The sequence below is a fragment of the Fictibacillus sp. KU28468 genome (assembly GCF_026153615.1).
GTDB lineage: Bacteria > Bacillota > Bacilli > Bacillales > Fictibacillaceae > Fictibacillus_C > Fictibacillus_C marinisediminis.
This window is the reverse complement of sequence record NZ_CP110666.1, coordinates 1899534-1917237: the sequence shown is the minus strand read 5'-3', so window position 1 is coordinate 1917237 and position 17704 is coordinate 1899534. Positions and strand designations below refer to the sequence as shown.

General features: G+C 44.1%; 15 protein-coding genes and 1 pseudogene. 2 read left to right on the top strand and 14 right to left on the bottom strand.

Annotation, left to right across the window (positions count from 1 at the left end; translation table 11 throughout):
* Nucleotides 1-19 precede the first annotated feature (19 nt).
* Nucleotides 20-1663, bottom strand: a complete 1644-nt coding sequence (locus OKX00_RS09905) for an acyl-CoA mutase large subunit family protein (protein ID WP_062235144.1) — start codon at nucleotides 1661-1663, stop codon at nucleotides 20-22.
* Between the two features lie 166 nt (nucleotides 1664-1829).
* Between OKX00_RS09905 and prli42 the strand changes: the two genes are divergently transcribed.
* Nucleotides 1830-1922, top strand: a complete 93-nt coding sequence (prli42, locus tag OKX00_RS09900; RefSeq protein WP_156316366.1) for a stressosome-associated protein Prli42 — start codon at nucleotides 1830-1832, stop codon at nucleotides 1920-1922.
* 45 nt (nucleotides 1923-1967) lie between these two features.
* Here prli42 and OKX00_RS09895 read toward each other — a convergent pair whose 3' ends face one another.
* The 12 genes and pseudogenes from OKX00_RS09895 to OKX00_RS09835 form a co-directional block, all read right to left on the bottom strand.
* Nucleotides 1968-2927 carry an aromatic acid exporter family protein gene (locus tag OKX00_RS09895; protein ID WP_265410258.1) on the bottom strand — a complete coding sequence of 320 codons (960 nt, stop codon included), beginning with the start codon at nucleotides 2925-2927 and terminating at the stop codon, nucleotides 1968-1970.
* Between the two features lie 114 nt (nucleotides 2928-3041).
* The gene (locus OKX00_RS09890) at nucleotides 3042-3764 is read right to left on the bottom strand and encodes an amino acid ABC transporter ATP-binding protein (RefSeq protein ID WP_053357952.1); all 723 of its coding nucleotides are present in this window, start codon (nucleotides 3762-3764) and stop codon (nucleotides 3042-3044) included.
* Nucleotides 3757-5226, bottom strand: coding sequence for an ABC transporter substrate-binding protein/permease (locus OKX00_RS23235; RefSeq protein ID WP_062235135.1), 1470 nt, complete (start codon nucleotides 5224-5226; stop codon nucleotides 3757-3759). The genes OKX00_RS09890 and OKX00_RS23235 overlap by 8 nt, the downstream gene beginning before the upstream one ends.
* 181 nt (nucleotides 5227-5407) lie before the next feature.
* On the bottom strand, nucleotides 5408-5839 hold the full coding sequence (locus OKX00_RS09875) for a BrxA/BrxB family bacilliredoxin (protein WP_265410257.1): 432 nt from the start codon (nucleotides 5837-5839) through the stop codon (nucleotides 5408-5410).
* Between the two features lie 153 nt (nucleotides 5840-5992).
* Nucleotides 5993-7318 (bottom strand): dihydrolipoamide acetyltransferase family protein, encoded by a 1326-nt coding sequence (locus OKX00_RS09870; protein WP_265410256.1) that lies wholly within the window; start codon nucleotides 7316-7318, stop codon nucleotides 5993-5995.
* A gap of 28 nt (nucleotides 7319-7346) precedes the next feature.
* Entirely contained in the window at nucleotides 7347-8330 is a 984-nt protein-coding gene (locus tag OKX00_RS09865; RefSeq protein WP_265410255.1) for an alpha-ketoacid dehydrogenase subunit beta, read from the bottom strand.
* A gap of 12 nt (nucleotides 8331-8342) precedes the next feature.
* Nucleotides 8343-9335, bottom strand: coding sequence for a thiamine pyrophosphate-dependent dehydrogenase E1 component subunit alpha (locus OKX00_RS09860; RefSeq protein WP_265410254.1), 993 nt, complete (start codon nucleotides 9333-9335; stop codon nucleotides 8343-8345).
* 18 nt (nucleotides 9336-9353) lie between these two features.
* On the bottom strand, nucleotides 9354-10775 hold the full coding sequence (lpdA, locus tag OKX00_RS09855) for a dihydrolipoyl dehydrogenase (RefSeq protein WP_265410253.1): 1422 nt from the start codon (nucleotides 10773-10775) through the stop codon (nucleotides 9354-9356).
* A 20-nt stretch (nucleotides 10776-10795) separates the two neighbouring features.
* Nucleotides 10796-11906, bottom strand: a pseudogene (buk, locus tag OKX00_RS09850) (butyrate kinase).
* Between the two features lie 26 nt (nucleotides 11907-11932).
* Nucleotides 11933-13033 carry a branched-chain amino acid dehydrogenase gene (bcd, locus tag OKX00_RS09845; RefSeq protein WP_256226010.1) on the bottom strand — a complete coding sequence of 367 codons (1101 nt, stop codon included), beginning with the start codon at nucleotides 13031-13033 and terminating at the stop codon, nucleotides 11933-11935.
* A 1-nt stretch (nucleotide 13034) separates the two neighbouring features.
* Nucleotides 13035-13955, bottom strand: coding sequence for a phosphate butyryltransferase (gene yqiS / locus OKX00_RS09840; RefSeq protein ID WP_265410252.1), 921 nt, complete (start codon nucleotides 13953-13955; stop codon nucleotides 13035-13037).
* 133 nt (nucleotides 13956-14088) lie between these two features.
* Nucleotides 14089-16149 carry a sigma-54 interaction domain-containing protein gene (locus OKX00_RS09835; protein WP_265410251.1) on the bottom strand — a complete coding sequence of 687 codons (2061 nt, stop codon included), beginning with the start codon at nucleotides 16147-16149 and terminating at the stop codon, nucleotides 14089-14091.
* Nucleotides 16150-16285: 136 nt separating this feature from the next.
* On the opposite strand from OKX00_RS09835, the gene OKX00_RS09830 reads away from it, so the two are divergent.
* Entirely contained in the window at nucleotides 16286-16519 is a 234-nt protein-coding gene (locus tag OKX00_RS09830) for a DUF2627 domain-containing protein (protein WP_053357941.1), read from the top strand.
* A gap of 160 nt (nucleotides 16520-16679) precedes the next feature.
* On the opposite strand, the gene spo0A is transcribed toward OKX00_RS09830, so the two are convergent.
* A complete protein-coding gene (gene spo0A / locus OKX00_RS09825; protein ID WP_265410250.1) occupies nucleotides 16680-17480 on the bottom strand; it encodes a sporulation transcription factor Spo0A in 801 nt (266 codons plus the stop codon).
* Nucleotides 17481-17704: the final 224 nt, after the last annotated feature.

Here is a 17704-nt window from a genome sequence, read left to right as displayed (position 1 = left end):
TCTTCCCACTCCTGTCTGTCTATATTCCTGTAAATTCCCCAAACTCTTCCCGGAGGATGCCGCAGATTTCTCCGATCGTGCAATAATCACGCACACAGTCCAAAATGAGCGGCATAAGATTTTCTGCTCCTTGAGCACCTTGGCGCAGCGCATCCAACCGAGCGCTCACTCGGTCGTGGTCCCTCGCAGACTTCAAACGGTTCAGCTTTTCTTTTTGCTTCTCCCCCAGTGTTGGATCGACTCTTAAAAGTTCAGGCTGGACTTCATTATCAACCGTGAATGAATTCATGCCTACGATGACTTCATCCCCTTTTTCAATCGCCTTTTGTATTTCATAAGAAGTATGATGAATTTCGCGCTGCATGTAACCTTGTTCAACAGCAGCCACTGCTCCGCCCAGTGATTCGATTTTTTCAAGATAAAGTTTGACTTCTTCCTCCATGACATCCGTCAGGTGCTCCACATAATAAGATCCGGCCAGAGGATCCACCGTATCCGCCACCCCGCTCTCATGGGCGATGATCTGCTGAGTTCTTAACGCGATTCTCGCAGAATCCTCGGTCGGAAGGGCGAGTGCTTCATCCCTCGAATTCGTATGCAGGCTTTGAGTGCCACCCATTACGGCCGACAGCGCCTGAAGGGTTACACGGACAATATTGTTATCCGGCTGCTGGGCCGTCAGCGTAGAGCCGCCTGTTTGGGTGTGAAAACGAAGCTGCCAGCTCTTCGGGTTCTTTGCCTGATAATGTTCCTTCATAAGTTTGGCCCAAATTCTTCTGGCTGCCCTGAACTTGGCGACTTCCTCAAAGAACTGATTATGGGCGTTAAAGAAAAACGCCAGCCTCGGTGCAAAGTCATCGATGTTCAATCCGGCTTCCAAGGCTGCATCGACATACGCTTTTCCATTGGCAATCGTAAATGCCAGCTCTTGAACAGCATTCGCCCCGGCTTCGCGGATATGGTAGCCTGATATACTTATGGTGTTCCATTTCGGTACCTGTTCCTTGCAATAAGCAAATATATCCGTGATGAGGCGCATAGACGGCTTAGGGGGAAAAATATACGTTCCCCTCGCAATGTACTCTTTTAAAATATCATTCTGAATCGTACCGGATATTTTTTCTGAAGAAACACCTTGCTTTTCTGCCACAGCAATGTACATTGCCAGCAAGACGGATGCAGGTGCATTGATTGTCATCGAAGTACTGACCTGATCCAGCGGGATATCCCGTAAAAGCGCTTCCATATCTTCCAATGAATCGATGGCTACCCCTACCTTCCCTACTTCTCCCTTGGACATCGCATGATCAGAGTCATAGCCGATCTGGGTAGGAAGATCAAAAGCGACGGAAAGACCCGTTTGCCCTTGTTTTAACAGGTAGCGGAACCGCTTGTTGGTCTCTTCAGCAGAACCGAAGCCGGCATATTGCCTCATCGTCCAGTAGCGGGCCCTGTACATCGTTGGCTGTATACCCCTAGTATAGGGATATTCGCCAGGCAATCCAAGTTTCTCTATATCGTAATCTTCTGCTTCTGCTCCATAAAGCCGGTCGATCTCAAACTTTGAACTCGTTTCAAATGTTTGCTTTCGTTCTGGAAACCGCTGCATGCTTTTCTCTGTTGCCAGCTTCCAATTCTTTACTCTCTCCTGATGCTTGCTCATATGGCTGCCTCCTATAACCTATCATTCGACATTTTCTTTCTTACATTACTTTCTTTTTGAAAACGCTTTTTCCTGCCAAAATTGCTAAAATTATAGACAGATGGAAGGAAATCTTGTTACACTGTTCAATTCCTTGTACAATAATAATTGGATAAGGAGGGTAATGATGTCTCGAAAATTAATAAAAACCATAGTCTTTATCATGCTTGGCTCCTTGCTGCTGACAACCTTGCTGACGGGGATAAGTGCATTGTTCTAATAAAAACCAAAAAAAAATAAGCCTTTGCGGCTTATTTTTTTTGCACTAAATATCACTTTTCTTAAAGCTTTTCTTAATCTGCAAGTAACGCTCAATCTCATTTAAAAGATGAAGCAGCTTCGATCTTGTCTCAAATTCTTCCCGGTCTTTCGGCAAATCCATCTCTCGGAACTTGCCTCTCAATTTTTCAATACTATCAAGATAGATGACTGCCGTATTGCCCGGATGTACGGCTTCGCTCAATTCATTGAAGAAATTTCCAAGGATGTACCCCTGCATATATCTCTGATCAATAGAAGAAAGGATCGGCATCATCCTCTCGATCAGTTCAAGCTGCTTTTCCCTCATTCTGAAATAAAGGTAATATTCATTTTCATAGCGTACCGTATGATTCTCCACATCACGGAAAGCAAGATCCTTCCCCTCATCGATCAGCTGGGCAGCTTTAGTGATCTCATGCCCGTCCCAAAGATGGTTATGGTCATACAGATAGTCCCGAAACTCAAGAAAGATGGATTTGAATTGTTCCTCGAGGTCCGACTGGATCTTCTTAACGGTATGTTCCATGCTTGGCATATACAAGTTGACGATAAGGGCCATGCCGATTCCGATACAAATCAGGGCAACTTCATTCCCTACCGCTTTCCAGCTGAGGTATTCCAGTGTATACAGATGAAGAATGATTACCGAACTTGTAATGATGCCTTCCTTAAGGTTTAAGGCAACAAGGACAGGGATAAACAGCAGAATCAGCAGCCCGATGCTCCAAGGATGGTACCCTAGAACATTGAAAAAAACCGCGGCAAACAATATACCGATGATACATGCCGCAAACCGTTCCCAGGAACTGATCAAGGACCGTTTCTGCGTCACTTTAACACAAAGAATTGTTAATATTCCTGCGGAGCTGTAGAATTCCAGACCCAACCACTGAGCGATGCCGATAGCAAGAGCCGTCCCGATTGCTGTCTTTACCGTCCTGTAGCCGATTTTGATTGCTGGCATATTAGCCTTCCTTTCCTGCTGTACTCCCAACGATTATCTCATGTTTAGCATGCGGCAGAAAGAATTTTCACATGCACATAGAAAGAAGCAAAAAAAGAGACCTGAAAAGGCCTCTTATAATACTTTTTCAAGAAAGGATTTCGCTCTTTCTGTTTTTGGCTGTTCAAAAAATTCAGCCGGCTCAGCATCTTCCACAAGCACACCGTCATCCAAAAATAGAACACGGTCCGCCACTTCCTTGGCGAAGCCCATCTCATGAGTGACGATGGCCATGGTCATCCCGCTTTGAGCAAGGGATTTCATAACGTCCAGTACTTCCTTTACCATCTCAGGATCAAGAGCAGAAGTGGGTTCATCAAAGAGCATTACTTCCGGATTCATCGCAAGAGCTCTTGCAATCGCTACACGCTGCTTCTGGCCACCGGAAAGCCGGCCTGGATATTCGGCTTCTTTATCAGCAAGACCGACTCTCTTCAGAAGCTCACGGGCAGCTGCTTCTGCCTCGCGTTTAGAAACTTTATTAACGGTAACCGGTGCATACGTTAAGTTGTCCATTACAGTCATATGCGGAAAGAGATGAAAATGCTGAAACACCATCCCGATCTTCTTTCGGACTTGCTGGATTTTAGATGCTTGAGCAGTTACCTCCTGATCCTTGAATAAGATTTTTCCATCCGTCGGTTCTTCAAGCATGTTTATACATCGGAGGAAGGTCGATTTCCCTGAGCCGGAAGGGCCGATGATCGCAACGACCTCGCCTTGTCCGATCTCAGTGGAAATGCCTTTTAATACTTCGTTTTTTCCAAATGTTTTATGAAGGTTTTCGATTTTAATCACCGCGGCTCATTCTCCTTTCAAGCTTGCGTCCCAGAACAGTTAATGCCATTACCATCAGATAATAGATGATTCCTGCAGTTATCAGCGGTTCAAAATAACGGTACGTATCCGCCCCGACAATCTGTGCGCGCCTCATGATATCTGTCGTACCAATCACCGCAATGATGGCTGATTCCTTCGTTAGTGTAATAAATTCGTTCATCAGTGCCGGCAGAATGTTCTTCAAGGCTTGAGGAAGGATGATCTGTCTCATCATTGAACCATAGGAGACCCCAAGCGCCATAGAAGCTTCACGCTGCCCTTTATCAACTCCATTGATTCCGGCCCTGATGATTTCGGAAACGTAAGCCGCTGAGTTCAATCCAAAGGTCAGTACACCCGCAAGAAATGGTTCGATTTTATATCCAGTCAGCTGAGGTGTCGCATTATAGATGATGAGCAGCTGAAGAATAAGCGGTGTTCCACGGAAGATAGACGTATAAGCGTCTGCTCCCCATCGAAGCACTTTCACTTTGCTTATTTTGAACAGAGAAAGGATCGTACCAAGCACAAAGCCTAAAAGAATGGACACAACCACAAATTTCAGGGTCGTTAATATCCCTTTTAAAATATACGGTACAGATGGCATGATAGTTGAAAAGTCAACAATCGATTTCTTCTCTGCTTTTTTCTTGGATTTCGGCTCAAACCATTTCTTGGCGATTTTATCCAGCTCGCCATTCTTTTTCATCAGCGCAATCTGCTGATTAAAATCATCTGTCAGCTTACTTCCTTTTTGAAGGGCAACCGCAGAACCGGCAGATGCGGAATCAGGTATTTCAAAAGCACTTAAATCTGAGTTTTTATTTAGATATTCAATAGCGACTCCGTCTTCAATAACGGCTCCATCAAATCTTTTTGACATAATTTCCTGTACAAGGTCAGGAACTTTATTTCTTTTTTCAATATGAACCTTGTCCACTTTATCAGCAATTTTTTTCGCTTCATTTTCCTGGATGGAACCTAGCTGGACACCAATTGTTTTTCCTTTTAAATCCTGAATCGTTTTAATTTTAGGATTATCTGTAACTACCAGTTGCTTAGCTTGATAGTAGGTGTTTGAGAAATCCACCTTCTTCTTCCGCTCTGCATTCGGCGTCATGCCAGCCATGACGAAATCGACCCGCTTTGAATCAAGTGCAGGAACCAAACCGTTAAAATCCATATCTTTTATGACGAGATTATAGCCAAGCTTGTCCGCGATGTGATTAGCCACATCCACATCAAAACCAATGATTTTGTTGCCTTTGGTCGTATCGATATACTCATAAGGCGCATAATCGGCAGATGTTCCCATCACCAGTGTTTTTTTATGTTTTTCTTTTGCTAAAGCCTGGTGCTCGCCCATTGGCAATACAGCCCCCACTGCACTGAAAATGATCAATAGCGCAAGTGAAAGCAATACATAGGTTCTTTTTAGCATTATATCCCCCAACTTTCTTAAAAAGTGTCTCTAAAAAATTTATGCATTCATATTTATTCAATATAATGTATTTTAACACAAAAAGTGAGTGATATTAGTTTTTAGATAATTCCGAATGTATTTCTATTCATGATAGTGCATAATAAAACCCATCCTCTAAGAGAGAATGGGTCTTAAATGTTTATTTGCAATAGGTATTAAACGCACTGATTAATTTATTGACAACTTCCATCGGTTCTTCGCCTTCAATTTCGTGTCTTTGCACCATCGTTTGAATTTCTCCATCTTTAAGAAGTGCAAAAGATGGGGAAGAAGGAGGATAACCGGTAAAATAAGAACGCGCTTTCTCTGTCGCTTCCTTATCCTGTCCAGCAAAAACGGTAACGAGATGATCCGGGCGGATACCCTGCTTAACTGAATAAGAAGCAGCCGGCCTGGCAATACCGCCTGCGCATCCGCATACAGAATTGATCATAACCAACGTTGTTCCATTTTTAGCTAGTGCTTCATCTACCTCTTCAGGCGTCGTTAATTGCTTATATCCAGCCTCTACGATTTCTTTTCGTGCTGATTCAACGGCATCATTCATGAAAAAGTTAAAATTTAAATTCATTGCTGACCTCCCCTTTCTGCCTTTATTTTACCCGTTTTCTCCATGAATACAAAGAAAAGACGCTTACCGAAGCGTCTTTTCTTTAGGGGGTTATGGGGTATGGAGGTGTTGATACTTCTTACTTACCCTTTTCATTCCCACATAAACCTCTTTTTAATAAATAGATGTTGTTTCAATCGAAATATTTTCCAAGCGTTCTTTAACACGGGCAAGGAACCTTCCGCAGACAAGTCCGTCAAGTACGCGGTGATCAAGTGACAAACAAAGATTAACCATATCACGGACTGCGATCATACCGTTATTTATAACAACCGGACGTTTTACAATGGATTCTACCGAAAGAATCGCTGCCTGCGGGTAATTAATAATCGGTGTAGACATGACAGATCCAAAAGAGCCGGTATTATTGACAGTGAATGTGCCGCCTTTCATATCATCAGCGCCCAAACGGTTCGTACGGACTTTATCTGCCAGTTCCTTCACTTCACGCGCTATACCTTTGATGCTCTTCTCATCTGCCTGTTTGATAACAGGAACGTAAAGTGCAGTATCGGTCGCTACAGCGATAGAAATGTTAATGTCTTTCTTCTGTATAATCTTATCGCCCGCCCACATGGAATTCAATTGAGGGAATTCTTTCAGTGATTCGACGACAGCTTTGATAAAGAAAGGCAGGAACGTTAAGTTGTAGCCTTCTTTTGATTTAAAATCGTTTTTCACGCCATTGCGGTAAGACACCAGGTTAGTAACATCTACTTCGACCATCGTCCACGCATGAGGAGCTTCGTGTTTGCTCCTCACCATGTTGGCAGCAATCGCTTTTCTTACACCTGTAACTGGAATCTCAATATCGCCAGGCTGGCTTTCAACCGATGCTGCTGGTTTTGGTGCTTCAGTTTGAGGAGCCGCCTGTGGTTCTGGGGCCTTGACGTTTGCTGCCTCCTGAATCGGAGCTTGAGCCGGTGTTGTTCCTTGTGCCGGAATATTACCGGATTCAATCAATTTCATTAAATCTTTGCGGGTAATCCGGCCATTCATTCCGGTACCTTCCACTTGGTTCAGATCAATGTTATGTTCATCCGCTATTCGAAGGACAGCTGGAGAAAAACGGTTTTTCTCAGATTTGTCCCGCTTAGGAAGCCCAGTTTCTGCAGAAGCAGTCGCCGTTCCTTCTTCTTTTTTATCAGAAGAAGAAGCTGCCGGTGCTGCTTGATCATTACTTTTTTCCGCTGTCCCGCTTTCCGTATCGATATAACAGATCAACTCGCCTACAGCGAGTGTGTCGCCTTCCTGAGCAGACAATTCTTTAATAACTCCAGTAAATGAAGAAGGAATTTCTGCATTTACCTTATCAGTCATTACTTCAGCAAGCGGATCGTATTTCTTTATATGATCACCAGGCTGTACCAGCCATTTGCTGATTGTTCCTTCTGTAACGCTCTCCCCGAGCTGGGGCATTAAGATTTTTTCCGTAGCCATTTATTCACCCTCCTGCTAGAGTGCTGTTTTAGAATTCAGCAAGTTCTCTCATTGCTTTTTCTACCTTATCTGGATTCACCATAAAATACTTCTCCATCGTTGGAGCGTAAGGCATTGCAGGCACATCAGGCCCTGCAAGACGTTTAATCGGTGCGTCCAGTTCAAAGAGGCAATGTTCACCGATAATAGCAGAAACTTCGCTCATAATGCTTCCTTCTTTATTATCTTCAGTCAATAGCATTACTTTGCCTGTTTTTGAAGCAGATTCAATAATCGCTTCTTTATCAAGAGGATATACGGTCCTTAAGTCAAGGACATGAGCGGAAATTCCGTCTTTCTCAAGCTTTTCTGCTGCTTGAAGAGCAAAATGTACACATAAGCCATATGTAATGACCGTAATATCATCACCTTCACGTTTAACATCGGCTTTGCCGATCGGCAGTGTATATTCTTCTTCTGGAACTTCACCTTTAATCAAACGGTAAGCGCGTTTATGTTCAAAGAATAGAACAGGATCTTCATCACGAATCGCAGCTTTCAGAAGGCCTTTTACATCATAAGGAGTCGAAGGCATCACGATCTTAAGTCCAGGAACATTAGCGAACAATGCTTCGACTGACTGAGAATGGTACAGAGCACCATGAACCCCGCCGCCATACGGAGCGCGGATAGTGATCGGACATGTCCAGTCATTGTTCGAACGGTAACGGATCTTCGCAGCCTCGGAAACAATCTGGTTTACAGCAGGCATGATGAAATCAGCAAACTGCATTTCAGCAATAGGCCGCATGCCATACATCGCTGCACCAATTCCTACGCCTGCAATCGCGGACTCCGCCAATGGAGCATCAATTACTCGATCTTCACCAAACTCTTCTATCAATCCAGCAGTGGCACGGAACACTCCTCCGCGTACTCCAACGTCTTCTCCAACCACAAAAACTTTTTTATCCCGTTGCATTTCTTCTCGTATCGCCTGTGTTACTGCATCTATATAGGAAATAATCGGCATGGTTTCTCCCCCTTACTCTGCATAAACAAAGCGCATTGCAGATTCTGGGTCTGCATACGGCGCTGCTTCTGCATAATCAGTTGCTTCATCAATGATCGCTGCAATTTCTTCATGGCATTGCTTCTCAAACTCGTCAGTTAGAACGCCTGCATCTCTTAGATATTGAGCAAACGTAAAGATCGAATCCTTTGCCTTTGCTTCTTCAACTTCTTCCCTTGTACGATAGGCACGGTCATCATCATCACTGGAGTGAGGAGTCAGCCTGTATGACACGGCTTCGATTAACGTTGGACCCTCTCCGCGGCGTCCGCGGTCTGCAGCTTCTTTTACTGCTTCATATACAGCCAACGGATCGTTTCCGTCTACGGTAACACCAGGAATGCCATAGCCTAAAGCACGGTCTGAAACATTTTTGCACGCCAGCTGTTTTTGGATCGGTACAGAAATGGCGTATTTATTATTTTCACACATGAAGATAACAGGAAGTTTGTGAACACTGGCAAAGTTGATGCCTTCATGAAAATCTCCCTGATTGGAGGAACCTTCTCCAAAGGTAGTAAATGTAACAAGATCTTTTCCTTCAAGTTTTCCGCCAAGTGCCATACCGACAGCGTGTGGAACTTGAGTCGTAACCGGGGAAGAACCTGTAACGATTCGATATTTTTTTGCTCCAAAGTGACCCGGCATCTGCCTTCCGCCGCTGTTAGGATCTTCTGCTTTTGCAAAACCTGAAAGCATCAAGTCTTTTGCAGTCATCCCAAACCAAAGGACGACTCCCATGTCTCTGTAATACGGCAATGCGAAATCTTTTTCACGGTCCAGCGCCATTGCGGCGCCGACCTGTGCTGCTTCCTGTCCCTGGCAAGAGATAACGAACGGGATTTTACCAGCCCGGTTCAACAGCCACATACGCTCATCGATTTTTCTGGCCATCAGCATCGTTCTATACATTTCAAGGACTTTTTCGTCCGTTAAACCAAGTCTTTCATGGCGGTTTTCGCCCATGATAGATCCCTCCTATTTTTAGAAATGAATCGCTTTTCCATCGACGGCAAGCGCTGCTTCGCCGAATACTTCAGAAAGTGTAGGATGAGGATGAACAGTCTGGGCGATCTCCCATGGTGTAGCATCCAAAACTCTCGCCAGACCTGCTTCGGAAATCATATCGGTAACGTGCGGTCCAATCATATGGACTCCCAAGAGATCGTCCGTTGCTTCATCCACTACCAGTTTAACAAATCCGTCTGATTCTCCATAAACAAGAGCTTTGCCGATTGCTTTGAACGGAAACTTTCCGACCTTTACAGTATACCCTTTCTCTTTCGCTTCCTTTTCCGTATATCCCACACTCGCCATTTCCGGGCTGGAGTAAATACACTTAGAGATCATGGAATAATCTATAGGGTGCGGGTTCTGGTTGGAAAGATGCTCAACTGCTGCAATGCCTTCATGTGATGCCACATGAGCAAGCTGCAGCCCACCGATAACATCTCCGATGGCATAGATATGGCTTTCTGCCGTTTGGTAATATTCATTTGTTTCGATAAACCCTTTTTCTACTTTGATTGCTGTGTTCTCCAGGCCAATTCCTTCCACATTTGCCTGGCGTCCAACGGAAACAAGAATTTTTTCTGCTGAAAACGATGCCGTTCCGCCTTTATGCTCAGCATCAATCTGAACAGATTCTTCTTTTTTCAGCGTTTCTGAAAGAACTTTCGCACCTGTAACAAGTTTGATTCCTTTTTTCTTCAAGATGCGCGCAGCTTCCTTGGAAATCTCTTCATCTTCTGTCGGAAGGATTCTGTCCGCATATTCTACAACCGTAACTTCGACACCGAAATCATTGAGCATGGAAGCCCATTCGATGCCGATTACTCCGCCTCCGATAATCAGGATTGATGCTGGAAGAGTCTCCATTTTCAGTGCATCATCTGAAGACATGACCAATGTGCCGTCAATCTCTAACCCAGGCAGTGTACGAGGCCTGGATCCAGTCGCTACAATAACATTCTGCGGAATGAGGATTTCATTCTCGTCTCCATTGTTAAATTCAACCGAAATGGTTCCAGGCATCGGAGAAAAAATGGATGGCCCAAGGATACGGCCTGTCCCTTCGAAGACTTGAATGTCTCCTTTTTTCATGAGGTGCTTTACACCGTTATGAAGCTGATCAACAATTTTTTGTTTGCGTTCCTGTACTTTATTAAAATCAAGGGACACACCTTCAATGGATACACCGTATTCAGCTGCTTTTTTAGAAGTAGAATAAACTTCTGCACTTCGCAGCAAGGCTTTGCTTGGAATACACCCTTTATGAAGGCAAGTTCCGCCAAGCAATCCTTTTTCCACTAACGCTACTTTTTTGCCTATTTGAGCTGCACGGATGGCTGCAACATAGCCGCCTGTACCTCCGCCGAGGATGACTAAATCAAAATCAGTTGCCATACTGTTTCTCCTTTATCACTTTAATTCGTTCGGACAGAAACATCTGATGCAGGATATTCTTTGGCTTCTTCCTCGCCCTTTAATACGCGAAGCCCTCCTTCGGCCAAAGCCTGAAGCTCATTTTCACCGGGCTGAACGATAACATCAGCAATCCATTCTACACGTTCTGTAATCTTTTTCACAAATTCCTTGCCGTAAGCTAGTCCTCCGGTAATGATGATCGCGTCAACTTGCCCTTCTAATACGGTACTGGAAGCGCCTATCTCCTTTGCCACCTGGTAGGCCATCGCATCGTAGATCAGCGCCGCTTCTTCATTTCCATTCGCGATCATCGCTTCGACTCTTACTGCATCATTCGTGCCAAGGTATCCGACAAGGCCGCCTTGTCCGACCAGTTTCTTCATGATCTCATCGGCATAGTATTCCCCTGAAAAGCATAATTCCACTAAATCTCCGACTGGAACGGTTCCGGCTCGTTCAGGTGAAAATGGACCTTCGCCGTGAAGACCGTTGTTTACATCAATAACCTTGCCGTAAAAATGAGCACCAACGGTAATTCCTCCGCCCATGTGCGTAACAATGAGCCTAAGGCTAGAGTATGGCTTACCAAGTAGAGAGGATACTCTTCTTGCAACAGCTTTTTGGTTCAATGCATGAAAAATACTCTTCCGCTTAATCTCTGGGATTCCCGAGATTCTCGCTAGCGGCTGCATCTCATCGACGACAACAGGATCAATAATAAATGATGGAATGTTTAGTCCGGATGCGATTTCGTATGAGATGATCCCGCCGAGATTAGAAGCATGCTCTCCCGCATAGCCCTTTCTAAGATCCGCAAGCATCAGATCATTAACATGATACGTGCCGCCCTCGATGGGACGCAGCAAACCGCCGCGCCCTACTACCGCACTTAATTTAGAAATGTTGATTCCTTCATGATCAAGGGTTTCGAGAATTGTATTTTTTCGAAATTCATATTGATCGATAATATTTTCAAATTTATTGATACTGTCGCTGTCATGCCGTATAGTTTTTTTCAAAAACAGCACGTTCATTGTCGAAAATCCCGATTTTGGTAGAGGTTGATCCTGGATTGATGACGAGTAAGCGATATTCTTTTGTAGGCACCATATAAACCTCCAATGTTCAAACCGAGATTAGCGGGTCCTGCTGGACAGGATATGACGTTCGTTTAAAAGGAACTGGCTTCTGGAATTGCGCATTCTTTCAATTCGTTCTTCAGCGAGCCTGTCTGCTGCCAAATAAGTCGGGATACCATCGCGTTTAGAAATCTCGATAACTTTCGCAATGTTGTCATAGATTGTCTCAACTTTTTTCATTGCACGGTCGCGGTTGTAGCCATTCAATTCATCTGCTACATTGATAACACCGCCCGCATTGATTACATAATCAGGAGCATAAATGATTCCCATTTCGTGGATCGCATCACCATGACGTGTTTCACGAAGCTGGTTGTTTGCGGCACCGGCGATGACTTTTGCCTTAATCTGGCCGATCGTTTGGTCATTGATGATCGCACCTAATGCACATGGTGCAAAGATGTCACATTCAACTCCATAGATTTCGTCAGGGTCGACGGCTTTCGCACCAAATTCTTCAACGACACGGTCAACCGCTTCTTTGTTGATATCTGTAACGATTAGTTGTGCGCCTTCTTCGTTTAAATGGCGGCAAAGATTGTAGGCAACATGTCCCACACCTTGAACTGCAATTACTTTCCCTTCAAGTGAATCCGTGCCAAACGCTTCGTTGGCTGCCGCTTTCATTCCGCGGTAAACACCGTAAGCTGTAACTGGTGATGGATTGCCTGAAGAACCGAAAGCAGGAGAGACACCTGTTACAAATGGTGTTTCTTGGTAGATGATATCCATGTCTTCAACCGTTGTACCTACATCCTCAGCTGTAATGTATCGGCCGTTAAGACCTTGAATAAAACGTCCGAACGCACGGAACATTTCTTCATTCTTGTCTTTTTTCGGATCGCCGATAATAACCGTTTTTCCGCCGCCAAGATTCAGACCTGCAGCCGCATTTTTGTAAGTCATACCGCGTGCGAGTCTAAGTGCATCTTCAAATGCATCTGCTTCCGTGTTGTACGTCCACATTCTTGTCCCGCCTAATGCTGGCCCAAGGGTTGTATCGTGAATAACAACAATGGCTTTTAATCCTGATTGTTTATCTTGGCAAACCACCATTTGCTCATAATCATAAGTTTCCATGTATTTGAATAGTTCCATTTTATTTTTCCTCCTGGTTGTTGTTATTTTTTCCAAGTGATTTTACAGCAAGAGCAATAGAGTACAGCTTGCTTTCAGCCGTATCCGCTCTGGAAGTCAGAACGATTGGTGCACAGGCACCTGCGATAACTGCTCCCACTTTTGCATTTGCAAAATAGATAAGTGATTTATACAAAGCGTTGCCTGTCTCGATCGCAGGAACAACCAGTACATCGGCATGCCCTGCAACCTCGCTGGATATGCCTTTGTGTTCAGCCGCTTTTACTGAAATGGCATTATCCAATGCAAGGGGACCATCGACGATACACCCGCTGATTTGTCCTCTCTTGTTCATCACCATCAGAGCACTCGCATCCAGCGTTGCCTGCATGGCCGGGTTCACGGATTCAACAGCCGCCAAGACCGCAACCTTAGGCATTTCCACTCCGATACCTCTTGCAACCTGCACGGCGTTCTCGATGATCTGCGCTTTTTGCTGAAGATTTGGAGCAATATTCATTCCTGAATCGGTTACAAACAGCAGCCGATCATAGCCCGGAACTTCAAAGGCAGCGACATGTGACAGAATCTTACCCGTCCGCAGCCCGTTTTCTTTGTGAAGGACTGCTTTAAGCAGGTCAGCTGTAGGAATCAGTCCTTTCATCACGATGTCAGCTTGACCGCTGCTAACCACTTTCACAGCTTCAAGTGCAGCGTTTTCAGGTTTTGCCTCCATAATCTGAAGCTCTTCATTTTGCTCAAGCTTACTTCGCTGTAGCAAAAATTGGATTTTTTCTTTATTTCCAACAAGGATAAATGATGCAACCCCTTTTTCATAGGCCTGCTTCACTGACAGAATGACTTCTTCATCTTCAGCAGCGGCAACTGCCACTACTTTTTTTGATTCCGTTGAAATGGAGTTCAGCAGATGTTCTAGTTTCAATGTTCAGCCTCCTTTTGCCACCCTTCTATTACCATGCAAGAACCGTGCCAACTGTTTCCCCCTTTTAAATTGGCTAAATTGTTATTTTTCCTATGAATATAATTGCACACCGTGAACAAAATTGCATGCATTTTCATTCATCCTGGCTTATTCCATACTTTTCAAGTTTGTAGTAGAGGCTTCGCAATGAAATGCCGAGTGCTTTTGCGCACTTGGTTTTATTGCCCTGGACACTAGTCAACGTATCCTGCAGGATGTCTCTTTCAACTTTTTCCATCTGCAGCGCTAAGGGTTTAAACTCTCCAGCCAGTATGGGGCGAGACTTTTGATCCTCAGTTTTATCCAGCGATGGCAGATCAATATGGCTGGAGCTGATGGATTGTTTATGATGATCCATATGAATCATCGCTCTTCCGAGAACATTCTCCAACTCCCTGACATTGCCCGGCCATTCATACTGTTTTAGTATTTCTTCAGCTTGAATTGTTATTTCCTCAATATTTTTTCCATAATCCTGATTGAGCTTATGGATAAGGTGGCTTGCCAATAGCCGGATATCCTGTTTTCTGGCACGTAAAGGTGGAATATAAATCGGCATCCGGTTCAGGCGGTAATAGAGATCTTCCCGAAAAGCACCTTCACCAATTTTCCTTTCCAAGTTAATGTTCGTGGCCGCAATGACCCTTACATTTATTGGAACGGACTTTGTTCCACCTACTCTCCTTATTTCCTTTTCCTGAAGCACTCGAAGCAGTTTTGCCTGCATGGCTGGAGCCAGTTCACCGATTTCGTCCAGAAAGATACTTCCTCCGTTGGACTCTTCAAACAGCCCTCTTTTCCCTCCGCGCAATGCGCCAGAAAAAGCTCCTTCTTCATAACCGAACAACTCACTTTCAAGAAGGGATTCTGATATGGCAGCGCAGTTGACCCTGATAAATTTATTGTACTTTCTGCTGCTCCCATTATGGATGGCGTGGGCGAAAAGTTCCTTCCCTGTTCCAGATTCTCCTCTCAGCAGTACGGTTGCGGGTGTTGAAGCGGCCAGACGGGCCTGCTGGACGGCAAATTTCATTTCCTCAGACTCACCTTTTATATCCTCAAAGGAATATTTAGCTTCAAGTGTACGGATAATTTGTCGGGCACGGCTCAGCTCCTCAGTAAGGGATTTAATTTCCGATACATCATGGATCACGCCGACACTTCCCTTTAGCACACCGTCTACAATAATAGGTGCCACGTTGACGACAACATCGCGCCGCTGCGGCCCAACTTTTAGCCGGGCACCTCTGACAGGCTTTCTCGTTTTAAGGACCTGCATATGTATACTCTCACCTTCAGAGATATCAATCGTAGCAGGCTTTCCGATCACTTTTTCTGATGTTAGTCCTGTAAGCTTCGTATAGGCAGGGTTAATCATCAACCCTTTTCCTTCTTCATCAACAACCGAGATTGCTTCTTCAGAAGACTGAATAATCGCATGAAGCATGGACTGGATGCTTTTCAGATTGGTGACTTCCTCTGCAAGATCAATCATTTCGGTGATATCCTTAAATACTGCAAATGCACCCATCTTGTTGCCAAAATCATCAATAATCGGGATGCGGGTTGTAATAATTTTTGTGCCATTATCCAGTATTTGTTCCTGGTTGATTTCTTCCTTGCCATCGGACATCACTCTAGGCAGCTGGCTGTTGGGGATCACTTCATGCACAGGATGGCCAAGTACATCTTCTTTCTTGCTCCCCGTCATTTTTTCTGCACTCTTATTAAATAAAGTGACAGATAAATTTTCATTAATAGCAATCATTCCATCATGTGTCGAATCAAGTATAGTATTAATCTTATGGAGTTTGCTTTTATAAGAAGGGATATAATGTTCACTCGCAGACAGCGTCTGGCAGAACTCCCAGGCAATTGAGGATGGGATAATACTGACCCGGTCCCCAAAATGAAGCATTGCCATTTGTCTTGGCAGTTGATTGGTAAAATCGATCAAAAAATCAACAGAACGGTCAGCAGCTCCATCCAGGCTGTCTTCGATCGGGATATTAAATTGCTCTGCAAGCCGATTTAATCCTTCAGAAGCAGAAGATCTTAAAATTATGGCACTGATTTGAATCACGCGGGACGAAGCCAAAAGGAGTACCAGAGACTCAAGATGCTCCCCTGTCCCGTAAATAACTGCTTTTTGCATACCCAGCTCCTTAGTTTTGCAATTATTTTCACACCCTCATCATACGTTTTTATGAAAAGGTTTGCAAGATTGGGATTTTCATTCGACACCCAACTGCAACTGCAGTAAAATGAAGGAGTAAAAGGAGAGGACAACCATGCAACGTTTAATTGCTCTGCTCATTATGGTGATCCCGGGAATTGCAGGTGTAGTCGGAATAAAATTAATGAGAGATGTTTTGTTTGGCATTCATTACGGATTCGGTGCCCTGTGGCTTCAGTTTGCCGCCGGTTTCATCCTGTTTGTCTGCGGTCTGTCATTTGTAGCCGGCTTTGTATTTTACCGTGACCGAAAAAGAAATAAAGTTCAGACCCGTTTCCAAAAAAAATAGTCCGCAGAAGTACTATTCTTCCGTGGACTATTTTTTATTGCACACAAAAACAGAAGACTCTTGCGGAGTCTTCTGCGGAATAAGGAAGTATACATTCAAAGGCTAGGAAGGAATTGAATACAAGTTCGTTCTCCCTATTCCCAAAGCCAGGGGCATTAATTTAAACGGTCATACTGGATTTATGTTCGATTCTCAGCTTGTCTGCAACCATGGCGATAAACTCAGAATTGGTCGGTTTTGCTTTTGACATGGACACCGTATAACCGAACAGGGATGAAATACTGTCGATGTTGCCTCGGCTCCACGCTACTTCAATAGCATGGCGGATCGCACGTTCGACTCGGCTGCTGGTTGTATTGAACTTTTTAGCGATATCAGGATAGAGGACCTTTGTAATAGATCCTAGCAATTCAATATCGTTGTATACCATTGATATGGCTTCACGCAGATACATGTATCCTTTAATATGGGCAGGAACCCCAATCTCGTGGATGATGCTCGTGATGCTCGCGTCAAGATTCCGCGGCTGTTTCATTGTATTTAATGCTGATCGAGCAGTTGATGGACGCTGTACAAAAGACTTTTCCGTTCCGCTGATCTGGCGAATCTGACTAGCCAGATTTTCCATATCAAACGGTTTCAATATGAAGTAAGAAGCACCAAGTTCCACTGCTTTTTTTGTTACGTCCTCTTGGCCAAATGCCGTCAGCATAATGACGTTTGGCTGCGGAAGATGATCGTTTGAACGAATTCTTTCAAGTACTGCAAGCCCGTCAAGATGAGGCATGATAATGTCCAGTACAAGGACATCAGGATTTTTATCTTCAAGGACGTTCAGGCACTCCTGACCATTGAAAGCGACACCAATCACTTCCATATCATCCTGATTTGCCAAATATTCTTTTAACAAACTAATTAATTCACGGTTATCGTCAGCTAAACAAACTTTTATTTTTTGCACGGATATTCCTCCCTATCCAACATTTTCTTCGTTTCTCTTATAAGATTTCCACAAAAAACCTGTTTTCCCTTTATTTTTTCTCAAATTTTTAATTTTGGTTAATATATCACATTTTCTCTTCAATTATCTTAGATTTTCGACACTATATCAGTTTTCTTAACCACGCTTGTCGAATTTTCTTTATCTACTATGTATTGTATAAAATATTCATTCAAATGTCTATG